Below are 14,674 nucleotides of genomic sequence, written 5' to 3'. Positions count from 1 at the left end.
AACCCATCCAGTACCCAGACAATTCGACGAACGACACGCATCGGCCGCTGCGCGCCCCAAAATCATGTGCTCATCGGACTACTGGTGAAATATCCGGGCTAGTGCAATAGCCGTGCTGATGGTGGGCGGCCCGCCGCGAAAAGCCGCTACCGCTGTTGCAATGTCAGAGCCTTGACGGCGGCAGTTTGCGCTACCGCAAGGCCGGGAGCTGCGAAAGGCTCGTTCCGCAGCAGTGTGGTCTGGGGTCCTGCAGCTGCCTGAGCCACCGCGCCGGGCAGGTTCGCGCAGTGAGCGTAGGCGTCGAGCTGCGGCTGGTAGACCTTGCTGCGTATGCCCAGCAGCCCGAGCACCGAATGGAAATAGTTGTCGTGTGATACCCGCACATTCGCATCGTTGCGCAGGCAGGTCGTGTTGATCGCGCTGCGGTGCTCAAAACCTGCCGAGAGCCAGGTGATCCACGGCACATGTTTTTGCACATCCGGCGCGATCAGATACGGCATGCCATGCAGGTAGAGGTTGTTTTCACCGAGCGATTCGCCGTGGTCGGCCACATACACCATCGCCGGGTCCCAGGCCGTCTGTTGCGTCTTGAGCCAGTCGACCGCAGAGGCGAGGAAATGGTCGGTGTAGGCCACCGAGTTGTCATAGGCATTGACGAGTTCTGCGCGGCTGCAGTTCTGCAAATCGTTGCTGGCGCATTCAGGCATGAAGCGCTTGTAAGCCTGCGGCGAACGCAGGTGGTAGGCCGGGCCGTGGCTGCCCAGCTGGTGCAATACCAGCACCACCCCTTTTGCGCGGCGCTCTGCAGGCAAGGCGGCGATGCGTTGATCCAGGCCCTCCAGCATGATGCCGTCATAACACTCGCCGCCCGGGCAAAGGGCGGGATGCTGCAGGTTGGAGGTGTTCACACTTGGCACACGGTCGCAGGTACCTTTGCAGCCAGACTGGTTGTCCAGCCACAGCACCGCCATGCCGGCGTGCTGGATCACGTCCAGCAGGCCTTCGGCATTGTGCTTGCGCGCTTCAAAGCCGACGCGGCCCATGCCCGAGAACATGCAGGGCACCGAGGCCGCGGTGCTGGTGCCGCATGACCACGCATCGCGGAAGGTGGCAACCCCCTGGCGTGCCAGCTCGGGTGTGGTGTCGCGGGCGTAGCCGTTCAGGCCAAAATTGCCGCTGCGCCCGGTTTCGCCCAGCACCAGCATCAGCAACGGCGGACGCGCACTAGGCACTGCCGCGGCCAGATGGGCGTCAAGCCCGGCGGGCACCACGGAAGAGTTATTGCGTTGCAGCGGTTTGGCTGCCAGGGCACCCACGGCGTACAGCGAATTGAGAGGGTTGATCAGGTAACGCACATCGTGGTGGTTGTGCATGGTGGAAGCCAGCGGGCTGAAGCTGGCAAAGACGGCCAGCCCGGCCACCAGGACGGCGGCCAGCGCGAGCGCCAGGTTTTGCCAGAGGCGGCGCATCCAGTGGCCGTAGGCCACAGGCCAGCGCCAGATCACGATGGACGGAGCCACCCCTAAAACCAGTAAGAACGCCAGCAGTTTGCCGCTGAGCAAGTCACGCACTTCGCGGGCATCAGTCTGTAAGGCGTTCACCATCATGGAAGCATCGATCACCACGTGGTAAGTCATCATGAAGTAAGCGCCACAGGCGGCGACCAGCAGCAGCGCGATCAGCGCAGGCTTGAGTGTCCAGCGCCAAGCCAGCAGGCTCAACAGGCCCGCCAGACTGGCCGCAATGATGAGGAGCATGCCACCCTCAAAGGCCCATGCATTGGGGCCAGCTGTCAAAACTTGTGTCAATGCGCGCCACAAGGGCAGGTTGGCAACGCTGGCCATCCACAGGCTGGCGGCAAAGACCAGCCAGAAAGGGTTGCCAAAACGTTGGACAACACGCTGCCTGGGGGCTTTTCGCTGCGTCATTTCGCGCGAGAGCTCGCTGCGGACAGTAAATTGGGGTTCCGCGCTCATGCCGGATCGCTCCACGGCGTCATCAGCCCGCGCTGGCCAGCCCAGACCCGCACGGCGTCAAGCGCCCAGGCCACGCACCAGCATATCCAGCCGGTCCAGAGGGTGTGGCTCATGAAGTGCGCCCCCCGCATTTGCTGCGCGGCGCCCAGGACCAGTCCCGCCAGCACGGCGCTTGCCAGCCAGCGCCTAGCGATGAAAGGCGAGGTCTCGCGAAAGGCAAAGTAGCCGCCAACAAATGCAAAGCCCGACGCGGCATGCCCGGCCGGAAAACAGCCGCCGCTGCCGCCGTCGAGCTGCAACAGCTGGGCCCAGTGCGCGCTGTAGTGCGCCACGCCGCCGAACTCTGCCAGGCCCCAGGGGCAACTGATGGCGCTGAATGACTTGAGCAAGCTGACCAGAGACACCGCCAATAATGGGGTAGCTGCCAGTTGCAGACGGCGGGCAAAGTCCAGTCGCTTGAGCCAGCCGGGCGGCCACCAGGCAGCCACGCAAAGGCCCACGGTGACTACCCATGCGGCGCGCCTGGCGCCATCGTGCGCCACCGTCGTCAGAAACCAGTTCTCTTGCAGTGGAAAACCGCCCGACCCGCCCCACCAGTGGGCCAGGGTCAGGTCCAGGCTAGAGAGGTCCCAGGCCATCAGAACCAGCGTCAACAGGGCGGTGGCAAGCGCCGGGCCCTGGCGCGAAATTTTTTGCATGAGGCGCAGCTTGGGCGGTCAGTCTTAAATCTTCCTTAAAGGTTCAAATAGCCCGGCATGCGCGTGGCTGTTGAGCGCCTGAGCTTGTTGGGTTGAACTCCGTCAAGCACAATAAGGCGATGCGCGTACTGGTGGTTGAAGACGACGAAGGCATCGCTGCGGGGCTGCAGGCGCACCTGCGGCAATTGGGCTGGGCGGTAGACGTGACCGACGGGGTGGCTCCGGCGTGGCGCGCCCTGTGCGCCGAGCCTTTTGACGTGGTGCTGCTCGATCTCGGCCTGCGTGATGGCGATGGCGCCGAAGTGTTGCGTCGCCTGCGCCATGCGCCAGCGGGCCGTCTGCCGGACAGCGCCACGCCGGTACTGATCATGACGGCGCGCGACCAGGTGACGTCCCGCATCCAGAGCCTGGACATGGGCGCTGACGATTACGTGACCAAACCTTTCGACCCAGACGAGCTGGCTGCGCGCGTGCGCGCCCTGCGTCGGCGCGCGGTGGGCCGGGCGCTGCAGCTGCTGGTGTGCGGCGCGCTGCAAGTTGACCCTGCCTCACGCACTGCGCGCATGGCGGGTCAGCCGGTGGAGCTGTCTGCGCGGGAGTTTGGCATTTTGCTGGCGCTGATGGAGGTCCGGCCTCGCGTGTTGTCGCGTCCGCAGATTGAGGCCAAACTTTACAACTGGGACAACGCCCTGGAAAGCAATGCAGTCGAGGTGCATGTGCATCACCTGCGCAAAAAACTCGGTGACGGCATCATCCGCACCATGCGCGGCGTAGGCTATTTTGTTCCGGAAGAGTCCGCATGATTGCCCGGCGCTCGCTGACCTTGCACCTGATGGCCTGGGCGCTGGGCGCCTTGCTGATTGTCTGGGGCGGCTTTGTGGCGCTGGGCTACCGCACCGGCCTCCATGAGGCGGACGAGTTGACCGATGGGCACCTGGCCAGCGTGGCGATGTTGCAGTTGTCCGAGTACGCCAGCCAGCCCGCCGAACGTGGCGGGATAGGGGGCTTGCCGGGGTTGTCGAATCTGAAAAATCACGATTACCAACGATCGATGAGCGTGGTGGTGTGGGACGGCGCCGGCCGTGTTCTGATGCGCACGGGCGAAGCCCCCGACCTGCCCTTCACGCAAGGCGAAGGTTTCGAGACCTTGCAACTGGGCAGCCCGGCAGTGGCCTGGCGCGCCTTTTCGCGCTGGGACGGCCCGCGCCAAGAGCGCAAGGTCGCCGTGCTGCTCAGCGAGATCGAGCGCGACGACCTCGCGCAAGACATCGCAGAGCAAGTGGCCGAGCCGGGTTTCTGGTTGTTGCCGGTCGTGGCATTGGTGCTGGGCCTGGCGATCCACCGCGGTCTGCGTCCCCTGTACGAGCTGTCGCGGGATGTAGACGCGCTGGATATTGGCCAACCCTCGCCACTGCGCAACCGCTACCAACAGCAGGAATTTCGCGCGGTGGTTGACTCTATCAACACCCTGGCGGGGCGTTATCACGCGGTGCTCGCCCGGGAAAGGGAGCTTGCCAATGAACTCGCGCATGAACTGCGCACCCCTCTTGCGTCCATCACGCTGCAGGCGCGCGCGCTGCGGCAAGTGACGCAGGGCCCAGAGCGCGAACTGCTGCTGGAGCAACTCGAGCGCGATGCGCTGAGGTCCGGCCACGTGCTGGCGGATCTGCTGGCGTTGGCGCGCGCGAGCCGGACAGAAATGGCAGACGCCCGGCAGGCGCTGGATTTGGACGGCATCGCTCGCGACGAGGTCTCCAGCTTCGGGCAGGCCGCACATCAGAGCGGCCACGAGCTGGCACTCGTCAGCGCCGGCCCGTTTCATCTGGCGGGTCATCCGGTGCTGCTGGCCCTGGCCATACGCAATCTTGTAGAAAATGCCTTGAGCCATACGCCGACCGGCACCCAGGTGGAAGTGCAGCTGGACCCCGCGCAACGCTGGCTGCAGGTGTGTGATACGGCGGTTCACGTGCTCTCGCCGCGTGAGGGGCAGGCGCAAAAAATACCGTCCGCGGCAACCGCGGATTCAACTGTTGGTTTGGGCTGGGGTCTGGGCCACCGGGTGGTAGAGAAAATCGCGCTAATCCATGGTGCAACCTTTGAGCAAGCTGCTGCGCCGCCAGGCTTTACCAGTTGCTTTCGGCTGACGTTTCCCCCGATATCTGCATAAGCCGCATTTAGGCTCCTGCGCTTTACAGCAAGCCCAGCTCAGCCATGGACACCGCTTGCGTGCGCGTCACGACGAAGTGGTCCAGCACCCGCACATCGACCAGGCCCAGCGCAGCCTTGAGGGTTTGCGTCAGCGCCTCGTCGGCGCGCGAAGGCCGGGCCTCGCCGCTGGGGTGGTTGTGTGCCAGCACCACGCTGGCCGCCTGCAGCGCCAGCGCACGCACCACCACCTCGCGCGGGTAGACGCTGGTTTGCGTGAGCGTGCCGCGAAACAGTTCTTCCAGCGCAATCAGCCGGTGCTGGCTGTCGAGAAACAACACCGCAAAAATTTCATGCGGACGGCTGCCCAACTGAAGCTGCAGGTAGTCGCGCACGGCCTGCGGCGTGGCGAACAGGGGCTTTTCCTTCAGCTGCTCGGACAGCGCGCGGCGCGCGAGTTCCAGCACGGCGACGAGCTCGGCGCGCTTGGCCGGCCCCAGCCCCTTGATGTTTTTCAGGGCGCCCGCGCCGGCGTGTAACAGGCCGGCCACGCCGCCAAAGTTGTCCACCAGTTCCTGACCCATTTGCAGGGCGTTTTTCCCGGGGATGCCGCTGCGCAGCAGCAGCGCCAGCAGTTCGGCGTCGCTGAGCGCACCTGCGCCACGGGCCAGCAACTTTTCTCGCGGGCGGGCGTCTTCAGGCAGGTCTTTGAGCAGCATGGTGGATCGGCCAGTTTGTCGGGTCGGTGTACGTGGTGACAGGAGCAGTATCAGGGCTAAAGGCGGCGGGATTTCCGCGTCCGGACCGCAGTTTCTACAATAGGGGCAGTTTACAAAACGCCTGTTGCCCGAAAGTTTTATGTCCACCGTGGAAACTGCCGCTCCTGCCCTTGTCCAGCCAGGCTCTTTTTTGACCCTGCATTACCGCATGGCTGGTCCGGACGGGGCCGACATCATCAACACCTTTGATGGCAAACCCGCCACCCTGAGCCTGGGTACGGGCGAGCTGTCGCCAGCCATTGAGCAGCGTTTGCTGGGTTTGCCGGAAGGCACGCGCGCGAGCTTCGAGCTGCCGGCAGGCGAGGCTTTCGGCGAGCGCAACCCCGACTTGCTGCAGTGGGTGGCGCGCAGGCTGCTCAACGAGTTGGGCGACCCGAACGAGAAATACAAGGTTGGCGACGTGGTGCAGTTCCCGACGCCGGACGGCATGGGACAGTACGCGGGCAGCGTGCAGCAGTTGAAGGAAGAGGGCGACGCGGTGCAGTTTGACTTCAATCACCCGCTGGCGGGTCAGCCGGTTGTGTTTGAAGTTCAGTTGATTGGCGTTTTATGAACGATAAAGCCCCCACGCTCGGCACTGCCGTGCCCTCTCTGCCCGCCGAGGAGGCCGTGCTTGCCAGGGGCGGCCCGTCGCCGCGCTCGCCCCAGGAAATCCTTCTGGCTGAGCCACGCGGGTTTTGCGCCGGCGTGGATAGAGCCATTGAAATCGTCGAACGGGCACTCGGCAAGTTTGGCGCGCCGATTTACGTGCGCCACGAGATCGTGCACAACACCTATGTGGTCAACGAGCTCAAGCAAAAGGGCGCCATCTTCATTGAGGACCTGGACGACGTGCCACCCGGAGCCACGCTGGTGTTCAGCGCCCACGGCGTCAGCAAGGCGACCGAGCGCGAGGCCGAGCGCCGTGGCTTCCGGATTTTTGATGCCACCTGCCCGCTGGTGACCAAGGTGCATGTGGAAGTGGCCAAGCTCAACAAGGAAGGTTACGAGTTCATCATGATCGGCCACAAGGGCCACCCCGAGGTCGAAGGCACCATGGGCCAGCTCGACAGCGGCATCCACCTGGTGGAAGACGTGGCCGACGTGGCGCGCATCCAGCCGGGGCAGACCGATAAATTGGCGGTGGTGACGCAGACCACCCTGAGCGTGGACGACGCCGCCGAGATCAGCGCCGCCGTCAAGGCGCGTTTCCCGAATGTGCGTGAGCCCAAGCAGCAGGACATCTGTTACGCCACCCAGAACCGCCAGGACGCCGTCAAGGTGATGAGCCCGCAGGTCGATATATTGATCGTAGTGGGCAGCCCGACCAGTTCCAACAGCAACCGCCTGCGCGAGCTGGCCGTGAAGCTGGGGACCGAGGCCTACATGGTGGACGACGCCAGCGAGCTCAAACCCGAGTGGTTTGAAGGTAAAAGCCGCGTGGGCCTGACCGCCGGCGCGTCGGCCCCCGAGATTCTGGTCAAGCAGGTGATAGACCGAATCAAGGCGCTGGGCGCGGTGTCGGTGCGCAAGATGAGCGGCATCGAGGAAACCATCAAGTTCCCGCTGCCCAAGGGTCTCAGGATGGAAGGCACGGCACTGGATGCGCTGGACAGTGACCTGCATGCATAGAAGTCAATGACAACACGCTATCAAATTGAGAGCTGTCAGCGCTCTTTCCAAAAGGGCTACAGCCACTTTATCCATCAAACCCCGGTGTGGAAGCTGCCCGGCAAGGCGCTGGGTGTGGACTGTGCTGAAGTCTGGCTCAAGCTGGAACATTTGCAGACCGGCGGCAGCTTCAAGGCGCGCGGCATGCTCAATCGCCTGCTCTCCAATCCGATCCCTGCCAGCGGCGTGATCGTTGCCTAGGGCGGCAATGCTGGCATTGCCACGGCTGCGGCCGCGCATGAGCTGGGTGTGCGTTGTGAGGTATTTGTGCCCGAAGTGTCCAGCCTCGCCAAGCGCGCCCGGTTGGCCGCGCTTGGCGCTGAAGTGGTGGTAACAGGCGCAGCTTATTCAGACGCGCTGCAGGCCTGCCTGGCGCGCCAGCAGCAAACCGGCGCGTTGCTGACCCATGCTTACGATCAGCTTGAAGTGGTGGCTGGCGCCGGCACATTGGCGCTCGAGATTGAGCAACAGGCCGATCTGCCTGATGCGGTGCTGGTCAGCGTGGGCGGCGGCGGCCTGATTGCCGGTATCGCCAGCTGGTTTGAGCGGCGCACCCGGGTGGTGGCACTGGAGCCGATGCTGGCGCCCACGCTGTTCAACGCGCGTGCGGCCGGCCAACCGGTTGATGTGGCCGTCAGTGGAGTTGCTGCCGATTCACTGGGCGCCAGACGAATTGGTGATCTGGCCTGGGCCGCCACCCAGGCGCATGTGGGTGATGCCCTGCTGCTCCAGGATGAGTCCATACGCGCGGCCCAGTTGTGGTTGTGGAAAGAGCTCAAGCTGGCGGTTGAGCCGGCTGCCGCCCTGCCGCTGGCAGCGCTGCACAGCGGCGCTTACCAGCCGCGCATCGACGAAAAAATCTGCCTGATCATCTGCGGCGCCAATCTCGATCCGGCCACGCTGGCTTGAGCCGCGCAGTCGGACAGGCAGCCCTCCTTTAAAATCGGTGCATGTTAGACATCAACCTGCTCCGAAAAGACTTGCCATCCGTGATCACGCGCCTGCAAGCGCGCAAGAATCCGCAAGCGTTCCTGAACGTCGAGGCCTTCCAGGCACTGGAGGCCGAGCGCAAAACTCAGCAAATCCGCACCGAAGAGCTGCAGAACCAGCGCAACACCCTGTCCAAACAGATCGGCCAGCTCAAGGCCAAAGGCGAAGATGCCGCGCCGGTGATGGCGCAGGTCACCGCCTTCAAGGCCGAGCTGGAAAGCTGCGCGCTGCGCCTTGAGGTGATCCAGAGCGAGATGCAGTCGCTGCTGCTGGCCGTACCCAACCTGCCGCATGAAAGCGTGCCGACCGGCACCGGTGAAGAAGGCAATGTCGAGGTGCGCAAGTGGAGCCCGGTCGAAGGCGCTGGCGGCGAGCCGCCTGCCTTGGCCTTTGAGGTCAAAGACCACGTCGATCTGGGCCAGCCGCTGGGCCTGAATTTTGAGCTCGGCAGCAAGCTGACAGGTTCGCGTTTTACCGTGATGCAAGGCCAGTTGGCGCGACTGCACCGCGCACTCGCTGCCTTCATGCTCGACGTACAAACGGCCGAGCATGGCTACACCGAGTGTTATGTTCCCTACATCGTCAATGCCGATTCGCTGCGCGGCACCGGCCAGTTGCCCAAGTTCGAGGAAGACCTGTTTGCCGCCAAAAAGGGCGGACAGGAAGGCGGAGGTGACGAGGAAAGCGAAAACGCCGCGCTGTACCTCATCCCGACATCGGAAGTGCCGCTGACCAACTTCATGCGGGACGAGATCGTGCCCGAGGCAAAGCTGCCGCTGAAGTTCACCGCCCACACCCCCTGTTTCCGCTCGGAAGCCGGCAGCTACGGCCGCGACACCCGCGGCATGATCCGCCAGCACCAGTTTGACAAGGTCGAGATGGTGCAGATCGTGCACCCGGACCACAGCTACGAGGCCCTGGAGGCCATGACCGGCCACGCCGAGGCGATTTTGCAGAAGCTGGGCCTGCCTTACCGCGTGATGCTGCTGTGCACCGGCGACATGGGTTTTGGCGCCAGCAAGACTTACGACCTCGAAGTCTGGCTGCCCGGCCAGAGCGCGTACCGCGAGATCAGCTCGGTCTCCAACTGCGAAGCCTTCCAGGCCCGCCGCATGCAGGCGCGTTTCAAGAATGCCCAAGGCAAAAACGAATTTGTGCACACCCTCAATGGCTCGGGTCTGGCTGTGGGCCGCACCCTGGTGGCGGTGCTGGAAAATTACCAGCGTGAAGACGGCAGCGTAGCGGTGCCGGCTGCCTTGCAGCCCTACATGGGCGGCATCACGGTGCTGCAGCCCTGATAGAATCTCGTCTTCACTCAGGAGAGGTGGCAGAGTGGCCGAATGTACCTGACTCGAAATCAGGCGTACCGCAAGGTACCGTGGGTTCGAATCCCACCCTCTCCGCCAAAAATCGGCTTCACATCACCTCACCGTGCATAGCCAAGCCCCTAAAAGCCCCGCAAGCCGGGGCTTTTTTGCGTCCGGACCAAGCGACAGCGTCAGCTTGATGGGGGTGGGAGCCGTGGGTGCGAACGGTAAACTGCGCCCATGAGTTCGCCCGTCCTTTCCCCGTCCGGTGCCAGCCCGCATGTCGAGGCAGACATCGTGGCGCGGGACGACTGGGTGGAGGCCAAGCTGATGCGCACCTTCATGCGCAACGGCCGGCCAGCGTTGCATTCGGCGAGCATGGTGATCCCGGTGCTCGTGGTTATTCTCTACAACGACGTCAACAACCTAGCCTTGCTGGGTTGGACCATTGCGGCCGTGGTCATGACGCTCGCGCGTTACCGGGTGATCACGATCTATTACCGGGACTATGCCGACACCAGCGCGGCGCGCTTGCGCGAATTCATGTCGCGTTACAGCTGGACCTGGACGCTGGGCGCCGCGATATGGGGCGCGTCGATGTTTCTGCATTTCCGCAAGGCGCCCATGTATGACCAGTTCATCGGGTTGCTGATCCTGGCGGGCATGGCCGGGTTTGCGGTCGGTGCTTTTTCAGCGTCGCAGCGCTGTTTTTTGGGCTACATCAACGGGTTGGCCTACAGCACTCTGGCTGCGGTCATCTATAGCGTGGGGCTGGAGCGCCCCTTCATGGGCACCGTGCAGACCTACAGCCTGGTGCTGCTGGTGCTCATTTACTGGACGGCCATCCGCTCGGCGGGCAAACGCTTTCACCGTGGGCAACGCAAGACGCTCGAGCTTCAGTATGCAAACGCCACGCTGATTGCCTCGCTGACCGAGAAGACACGCGTCGCGCTGGAAGCGGTGCAGACCAAGGACCGGTTCATCGCCAGCGCCGCGCATGATTTGCGCCAGCCGGTGCACGCGCTGGGTCTGTATGCCGACTGGTTGCGGGCCGAGCCTGAACTGGTGGCGCAGATCGCCCCGAAAATTGTGCAGTCCACGCAGGCTGTGAACGCCTTGTTCAACTCGCTGTTTGACCTGGCCAAGCTCGACTCTGGCGCGGTTGAGCCGACGTGGCAGCCGGTGGACCTGCCCACCCTCGTCTGCGAACTGGAGCTGCAGTATGCGCCACTGGCCCGTGAAAAAGGCTTGGTGCTGCGTACCCGTGTCATGCCGGGCGTGGCGGAGTCTGACCCCATGCTGCTCAGGCGACTGCTGGGCAACCTGCTGTCCAATGCGGTGCGGCACACGGTGAAAGGGGGCGTATTGCTTGCCGTGCGCGGCGGCACCGATGGGCCACGAGTTGAAATCTGGGATACCGGGGTCGGTGTGGCGCCGGAGCACCAGCAGGCGATTTTTCGGGAGTTCTACCGTGTGGCCGCCCACAACGGCACGGAAGAGGGCTTTGGCCTGGGGCTGTCCATCGTCTCGCGCCTGTGCCATACCCTGAAGCACCGCCTGACCATGGACTCACGCCCCGGCCGCGGCACAGTGTTCAGGCTGTACCTGGAGTCGCTCGGCAGCACCGGGGTGATTTTTGCGGAGCCACCGACAGACTCCTAGAGCAGGCCTTGGGTGCGTGCGAGATGACTGGCTTGTGAACGGCTTTTGACATTGAGCCTGCGAAACAGCCGCCACAGGTGCACCTTGACTGTGTGTTCACTGATCTGCAGCTCGGCGGCAATGTCGCGGTTGCTCATGCCCTTGTCCAGCATCACCAGCAACTGTTTCTGACGCTTGGACAATTTTTCGGGTTCGGTTCCGCCTTCGGAATCGGCGCCGTCGTCCAGAAAGGTCTTGAGCACCTTGGAGATTTCGGTCGCGCCAGCCGATTTTTCAATGTAGATGTCGGCTCCGGCTTCCAGAGACAGTTCCTGGTAATCCTGCGCCGGTGCGGCGGACAACACCACAATGGGGACCTCAGGAAACTGGTGACGCATTTCGCGCACGCCCGACACGCCGTGGGTGTCCGGCAGCTTGAGATCGAGGCAAATTACATCCGGAAGGCCGTGCTGCTCAACCGCCGGACCGATGCCAGCCAAACGGTCCAGCTCGATGATGCTGGCCTTGGTGTGCAGACGGCGAATCAGCATGACCACGGCTTCGCGCATGAGAGGATGGTCGTCGATGACAAATATGCGCATGGGTGAGCAGCGATTCGTGACTGGGCGTGATGTTTGGGGGCGAAAAGTCAAGCATACCGCTAGTTGTCAAGTCGTCGCATCAACTATAAATATTAAGTTCGGAACTAATCGACATTTCATCGCCATAAAACAACGCGAGTTCACAAGGGCTCGCTTGTGGCAGATCAGGGGACTTCGGGGGCGAGCAGTTGTAATGCTGCGTTGATGGCGTCCTCCGTCACACCTGGCACCGGCTGCAGCTTTGGACGTAATGAAGCCAGCCCCGAAGCGCCCTCGATCTGCAATTGGCCGATTGCCTTGCCGGCGTCCCTGGGTGAATCAAAGCCGTCGCTTTGAAGCAACAGCCCACCCTGCGCATCAAGCAGTTTGAAGTGGAACTTGCCATCAGCTTCACGGTACTGCTTGAATACCGGCAGGCCAGCCCTGGCGCTTTTGGGTTTGGCGGCCGGCGCCGGGGCGGCGGCAAGCCTGCGCAGGCCAACCGCCTGGCGCAATTCGCGCATGAACGGTGTGGCCAACTGGCGCGCCTTGTCGGCGCCGGCCAGCAGGACAGCTTCGATTTTGGCGGGGTCCTGCATCAGTTCCTGGTAGCGCGCGCGCATCGGCGCCACCTCCTGGTCAATGCGTTCGAACAAGGTCTGTTTCGCGTCACCCCAGGCGATGCCATCGGCGAAGGCCTGACGCAACGCGGCGGTCTCCGGCCCGCTGGCAAAGGCCTGGTAGATCTGGAACAGTGCCGAGCCTTCGGTGGCCTTGGGCTCACCCGGCGCCCGCGAATCGGTGACGATGCCGGCAATCAGCTTTTTCAGTTGATCGCGCGGCGTGAACAAGGGGATGGTGTTGTCGTAGCTCTTGCTCATCTTGCGGCCGTCTGTGCCGGGGAGCAGAGCGACCGATTCCTCAATCAGCGCCTGCGGCAACACAAGGTGTTCGCCATAGAGGTGGTTGAAGCGCTGCGCCATGTCGCGCGCCATCTCGATGTGCTGGATCTGGTCGCGCCCAACGGGCACGTGGTGCGCCTTGAACATCAGGATGTCCGCGCCCATCAGCACCGGGTACATGAAGAGGCCGGCGCTCACGTCAGCGTCAGGGTCATTGCCGGCAGCCGCGTTCTTGTCGACCGACGCCTTGTAGGCATGCGCGCGATTGAGCACGCCTTTGGCCGTCACGCAGGTCAGCAGCCAGGTCAGTTCGGGAATCTCGGGAATGTCGGACTGCCGGTAAAAGGTCACGCGCTCCGGATCCAGCCCGGCGGCCAGCCAACTTGCCGCAATTTCCAGGGTGGACTGCTGGATGCGGGCCGGCTCATCACACTTGATCAGCGCGTGGTAATCGGCCAGGAAATAAAAACTTTCGGCGCCAACGCCAGTGCTGGCAGCCACAGACGGACGAATGGAGCCGACATAGTTGCCCAGGTGCGGCGTGCCGGTGGTGGTGATGCCGGTGAGGAAGCGCTGCGGCGCGGGTGTTTGTTTGTTTGTAGTCATGGTCTTCATTGCACCAGCATCGCCAGCGGCATCAACACAATTTCAAGAAGGGCGTAAGACAAGGTCATCAGCGGACGCATCCACCAGTCGGTCAGAACACCGGCAATCACCAGCGCCATCACCACAAAAAAGCCCCAGGGCTCGATGCGTGACACCAGCTCGGCCTGACGCCAGGGCAGCAGGCCCACCAGCACGCGACCGCCATCCAGCGGCGGCAGGGGGAACAGGTTGAAGACCATCATCACGATGTTGACCAGGATGCCGGCCTGACACATCTTGATGAAAAACGGTTCGGTCACAGCCGCGCCCTGCAGCAGGTAAAAGGCGACACCCCAGAATACCGCCTGGATCAGGTTGGCGCCCGGTCCGGCCAAGGCCACCCAGATCATGTCGCGCTTGGGGTTGCGCAGATTGCCGAATTGCACCGGTACCGGCTTGGCATAACCGAACAGAAAAGCGCCCGAGGTGGCGAGGTACAGCACCAACGGCATCGCAATGGTGCCCAGCGGGTCAATGTGCTTGATGGGGTTGAGGGTGACGCGGCCCATCGCCCAGGCGGTGTTGTCGCCAAAGTAGCGGGCCACGTAGCCGTGCGCTGCCTCGTGCACCGTGATGGCGAACAGCACGGGCAGGGCGTAGATGGCGACAGTTTGAATCAGCTTGGCGAAGTCCATCTGTGGATTATCGCTGGCACGCTGCGCTGCTCCCGAGGTGAGATATCCAAGTCAGCCGGCCCGCAGGCGCAGCCGCCCCCTGGGGCAGAGAGCTGCGCGAAGCGAGCGAACGTGGGGGCTCTACAAGCCGAGTGCGGCAAGCTCACCGCGCCCCTGCCGCACCACGATCGGCTCGCCGCCCTGACCCATGGCGGTCAGGTCGATCACCGTGGTCGGTTCAAGCGGGCAGGCGCCAGCATCGATGACGGCGGCGAGTTCGTGCTCCAACTGGCTGCGGATGTCCTGCGCATCGTTAAGCGGCTCGGTCTGCCCGCGCGGGATCAGGGTGGTTGCCAGCAGTGGCGCGCCGTGCAACTCCAGCAGGCACTGCAGGGTCTTGTGGTCGGGCACGCGCAGACCGATGGTCTTGCGTGAGGGATGACTCAGGCGGCGCGGCACTTCCTTGCTGGCTTCGAGGATGAAGGTGTAAGGCCCCGGCGTGGCGGCCTTGATCAGGCGGAATTGTTTGTTGTCGACACGCGCATAGTTGGCCAGTTCGCTGAGGTCACGGCAGAGCAGCGTCAAATGGTGCTTGTCGTCCACACCGCGGATGCTGCGCAGCTTGTCGGCGGCGGTTTTGTCGTCGAGGTGGCAGACCAGCGCGTAACTGGAGTCGGTGGGCACCGCCACAATCGCGCCGCGCTCCAGCAAGGCAGCAGCCTGCCTGAGCAGGCGCACCTGCGGAT

At 63.3% G+C, this 14,674-nt stretch carries 13 protein-coding genes, 1 tRNA gene and 1 pseudogene; 8 read left to right on the top strand and 7 right to left on the bottom strand.

The features are described from left to right. Positions 1 to 146: 146 nt before the first annotated feature. Entirely contained in the window at positions 147 to 1,976 is a 1,830-nt protein-coding gene (locus tag H0W47_RS16235; protein WP_296926248.1) for a phosphoethanolamine transferase, read from the bottom strand. Continuing rightward, a complete protein-coding gene (locus H0W47_RS16230) occupies positions 1,973 to 2,674 on the bottom strand; it encodes a phosphatase PAP2 family protein (RefSeq protein WP_296926246.1) in 702 nt (233 codons plus the stop codon). Before H0W47_RS16230 ends, H0W47_RS16235 begins: the two co-directional genes overlap by 4 nt. Before the next feature lie 119 nt (positions 2,675 to 2,793). On the opposite strand from H0W47_RS16230, the gene H0W47_RS16225 reads away from it, so the two are divergent. Next, entirely contained in the window at positions 2,794 to 3,477 is a 684-nt protein-coding gene (locus tag H0W47_RS16225) for a response regulator transcription factor (protein ID WP_296926244.1), read from the top strand. Beyond that, positions 3,474 to 4,841, top strand: a complete 1,368-nt coding sequence (locus H0W47_RS16220) for a histidine kinase dimerization/phospho-acceptor domain-containing protein (RefSeq protein WP_296926242.1) — start codon at positions 3,474 to 3,476, stop codon at positions 4,839 to 4,841. The genes H0W47_RS16225 and H0W47_RS16220 overlap by 4 nt, the downstream gene beginning before the upstream one ends. A gap of 22 nt (positions 4,842 to 4,863) precedes the next feature. Here the strand turns inward: H0W47_RS16220 and radC are convergent, their stop codons facing one another. Further along, entirely contained in the window at positions 4,864 to 5,538 is a 675-nt protein-coding gene (radC, locus tag H0W47_RS16215) for a DNA repair protein RadC (RefSeq protein WP_296926240.1), read from the bottom strand. Positions 5,539 to 5,677: 139 nt separating this feature from the next. Here radC and H0W47_RS16210 point away from each other — a divergent pair, with 139 nt between their 5' ends. The 6 genes and pseudogenes from H0W47_RS16210 to H0W47_RS16185 all read left to right on the top strand — a co-directional run bounded on the left by H0W47_RS16210 (position 5,678) and on the right by H0W47_RS16185 (position 11,207). Continuing rightward, entirely contained in the window at positions 5,678 to 6,151 is a 474-nt protein-coding gene (locus H0W47_RS16210; protein WP_296926237.1) for an FKBP-type peptidyl-prolyl cis-trans isomerase, read from the top strand. After that, on the top strand, positions 6,148 to 7,209 hold the full coding sequence (gene ispH, locus H0W47_RS16205) for a 4-hydroxy-3-methylbut-2-enyl diphosphate reductase (protein ID WP_296926235.1): 1,062 nt from the start codon (positions 6,148 to 6,150) through the stop codon (positions 7,207 to 7,209). Before H0W47_RS16210 ends, ispH begins: the two co-directional genes overlap by 4 nt. Before the next feature lie 6 nt (positions 7,210 to 7,215). Further along, positions 7,216 to 8,157 (top strand): annotated as a pseudogene (locus H0W47_RS16200) (threonine/serine dehydratase). A 41-nt stretch (positions 8,158 to 8,198) separates the two neighbouring features. Next, positions 8,199 to 9,536 carry a serine--tRNA ligase gene (serS, locus tag H0W47_RS16195; RefSeq protein ID WP_296926233.1) on the top strand — a complete coding sequence of 446 codons (1,338 nt, stop codon included), beginning with the start codon at positions 8,199 to 8,201 and terminating at the stop codon, positions 9,534 to 9,536. Between the two features lie 20 nt (positions 9,537 to 9,556). Beyond that, a tRNA-Ser gene (locus H0W47_RS16190) sits at positions 9,557 to 9,644 on the top strand. Between the two features lie 141 nt (positions 9,645 to 9,785). Further along, positions 9,786 to 11,207, top strand: coding sequence for a HAMP domain-containing sensor histidine kinase (locus H0W47_RS16185; RefSeq protein WP_296926230.1), 1,422 nt, complete (start codon positions 9,786 to 9,788; stop codon positions 11,205 to 11,207). Here H0W47_RS16185 and H0W47_RS16180 read toward each other — a convergent pair. The 4 genes from H0W47_RS16180 to H0W47_RS16165 form a co-directional block, all read right to left on the bottom strand. Then, complete coding sequence (locus tag H0W47_RS16180) at positions 11,204 to 11,788, bottom strand: response regulator transcription factor (protein WP_296926227.1); 585 nt, start codon at positions 11,786 to 11,788, stop codon at positions 11,204 to 11,206. The genes H0W47_RS16185 and H0W47_RS16180 overlap by 4 nt on opposite strands. Before the next feature lie 164 nt (positions 11,789 to 11,952). Continuing rightward, complete coding sequence (locus H0W47_RS16175; protein WP_296926225.1) at positions 11,953 to 13,275, bottom strand: tryptophan--tRNA ligase; 1,323 nt, start codon at positions 13,273 to 13,275, stop codon at positions 11,953 to 11,955. 5 nt (positions 13,276 to 13,280) lie between these two features. Then, on the bottom strand, positions 13,281 to 13,949 hold the full coding sequence (locus H0W47_RS16170) for a site-2 protease family protein (protein WP_296926223.1): 669 nt from the start codon (positions 13,947 to 13,949) through the stop codon (positions 13,281 to 13,283). A gap of 120 nt (positions 13,950 to 14,069) precedes the next feature. Continuing rightward, the coding region (locus H0W47_RS16165; protein ID WP_296926222.1) for an L-threonylcarbamoyladenylate synthase at positions 14,070 to 14,674 on the bottom strand (605 nt) is incomplete at its 5' end.

Source organism: Polaromonas sp., from assembly GCF_013817205.1.
Classification (GTDB): Bacteria; Pseudomonadota; Gammaproteobacteria; order Burkholderiales; family Burkholderiaceae_C; genus Polaromonas.
The sequence above is the reverse complement of the archived record's forward strand: the minus strand, read 5'-3'. Positions and strand labels throughout refer to the sequence as shown.

Coding starts and splice junctions, on each gene's coding strand:
- H0W47_RS16180 (WP_296926227.1), bottom strand. CDS start 11,788: ATGCGCATATTTGTCATCGACGACCATCCTCTCATGCGCGAAGCCGTG.
- H0W47_RS16230 (WP_296926246.1), bottom strand. CDS start 2,674: ATGCAAAAAATTTCGCGCCAGGGCCCGGCGCTTGCCACCGCCCTGTTG.
- ispH (WP_296926235.1), top strand. CDS start 6,148: ATGAACGATAAAGCCCCCACGCTCGGCACTGCCGTGCCCTCTCTGCCC.
- H0W47_RS16170 (WP_296926223.1), bottom strand. CDS start 13,949: ATGGACTTCGCCAAGCTGATTCAAACTGTCGCCATCTACGCCCTGCCC.
- H0W47_RS16210 (WP_296926237.1), top strand. CDS start 5,678: ATGTCCACCGTGGAAACTGCCGCTCCTGCCCTTGTCCAGCCAGGCTCT.
- H0W47_RS16185 (WP_296926230.1), top strand. CDS start 9,786: ATGAGTTCGCCCGTCCTTTCCCCGTCCGGTGCCAGCCCGCATGTCGAG.
- H0W47_RS16175 (WP_296926225.1), bottom strand. CDS start 13,275: ATGACTACAAACAAACAAACACCCGCGCCGCAGCGCTTCCTCACCGGC.
- H0W47_RS16220 (WP_296926242.1), top strand. CDS start 3,474: ATGATTGCCCGGCGCTCGCTGACCTTGCACCTGATGGCCTGGGCGCTG.
- H0W47_RS16235 (WP_296926248.1), bottom strand. CDS start 1,976: ATGAGCGCGGAACCCCAATTTACTGTCCGCAGCGAGCTCTCGCGCGAA.
- radC (WP_296926240.1), bottom strand. CDS start 5,538: ATGCTGCTCAAAGACCTGCCTGAAGACGCCCGCCCGCGAGAAAAGTTG.
- H0W47_RS16225 (WP_296926244.1), top strand. CDS start 2,794: ATGCGCGTACTGGTGGTTGAAGACGACGAAGGCATCGCTGCGGGGCTG.
- serS (WP_296926233.1), top strand. CDS start 8,199: ATGTTAGACATCAACCTGCTCCGAAAAGACTTGCCATCCGTGATCACG.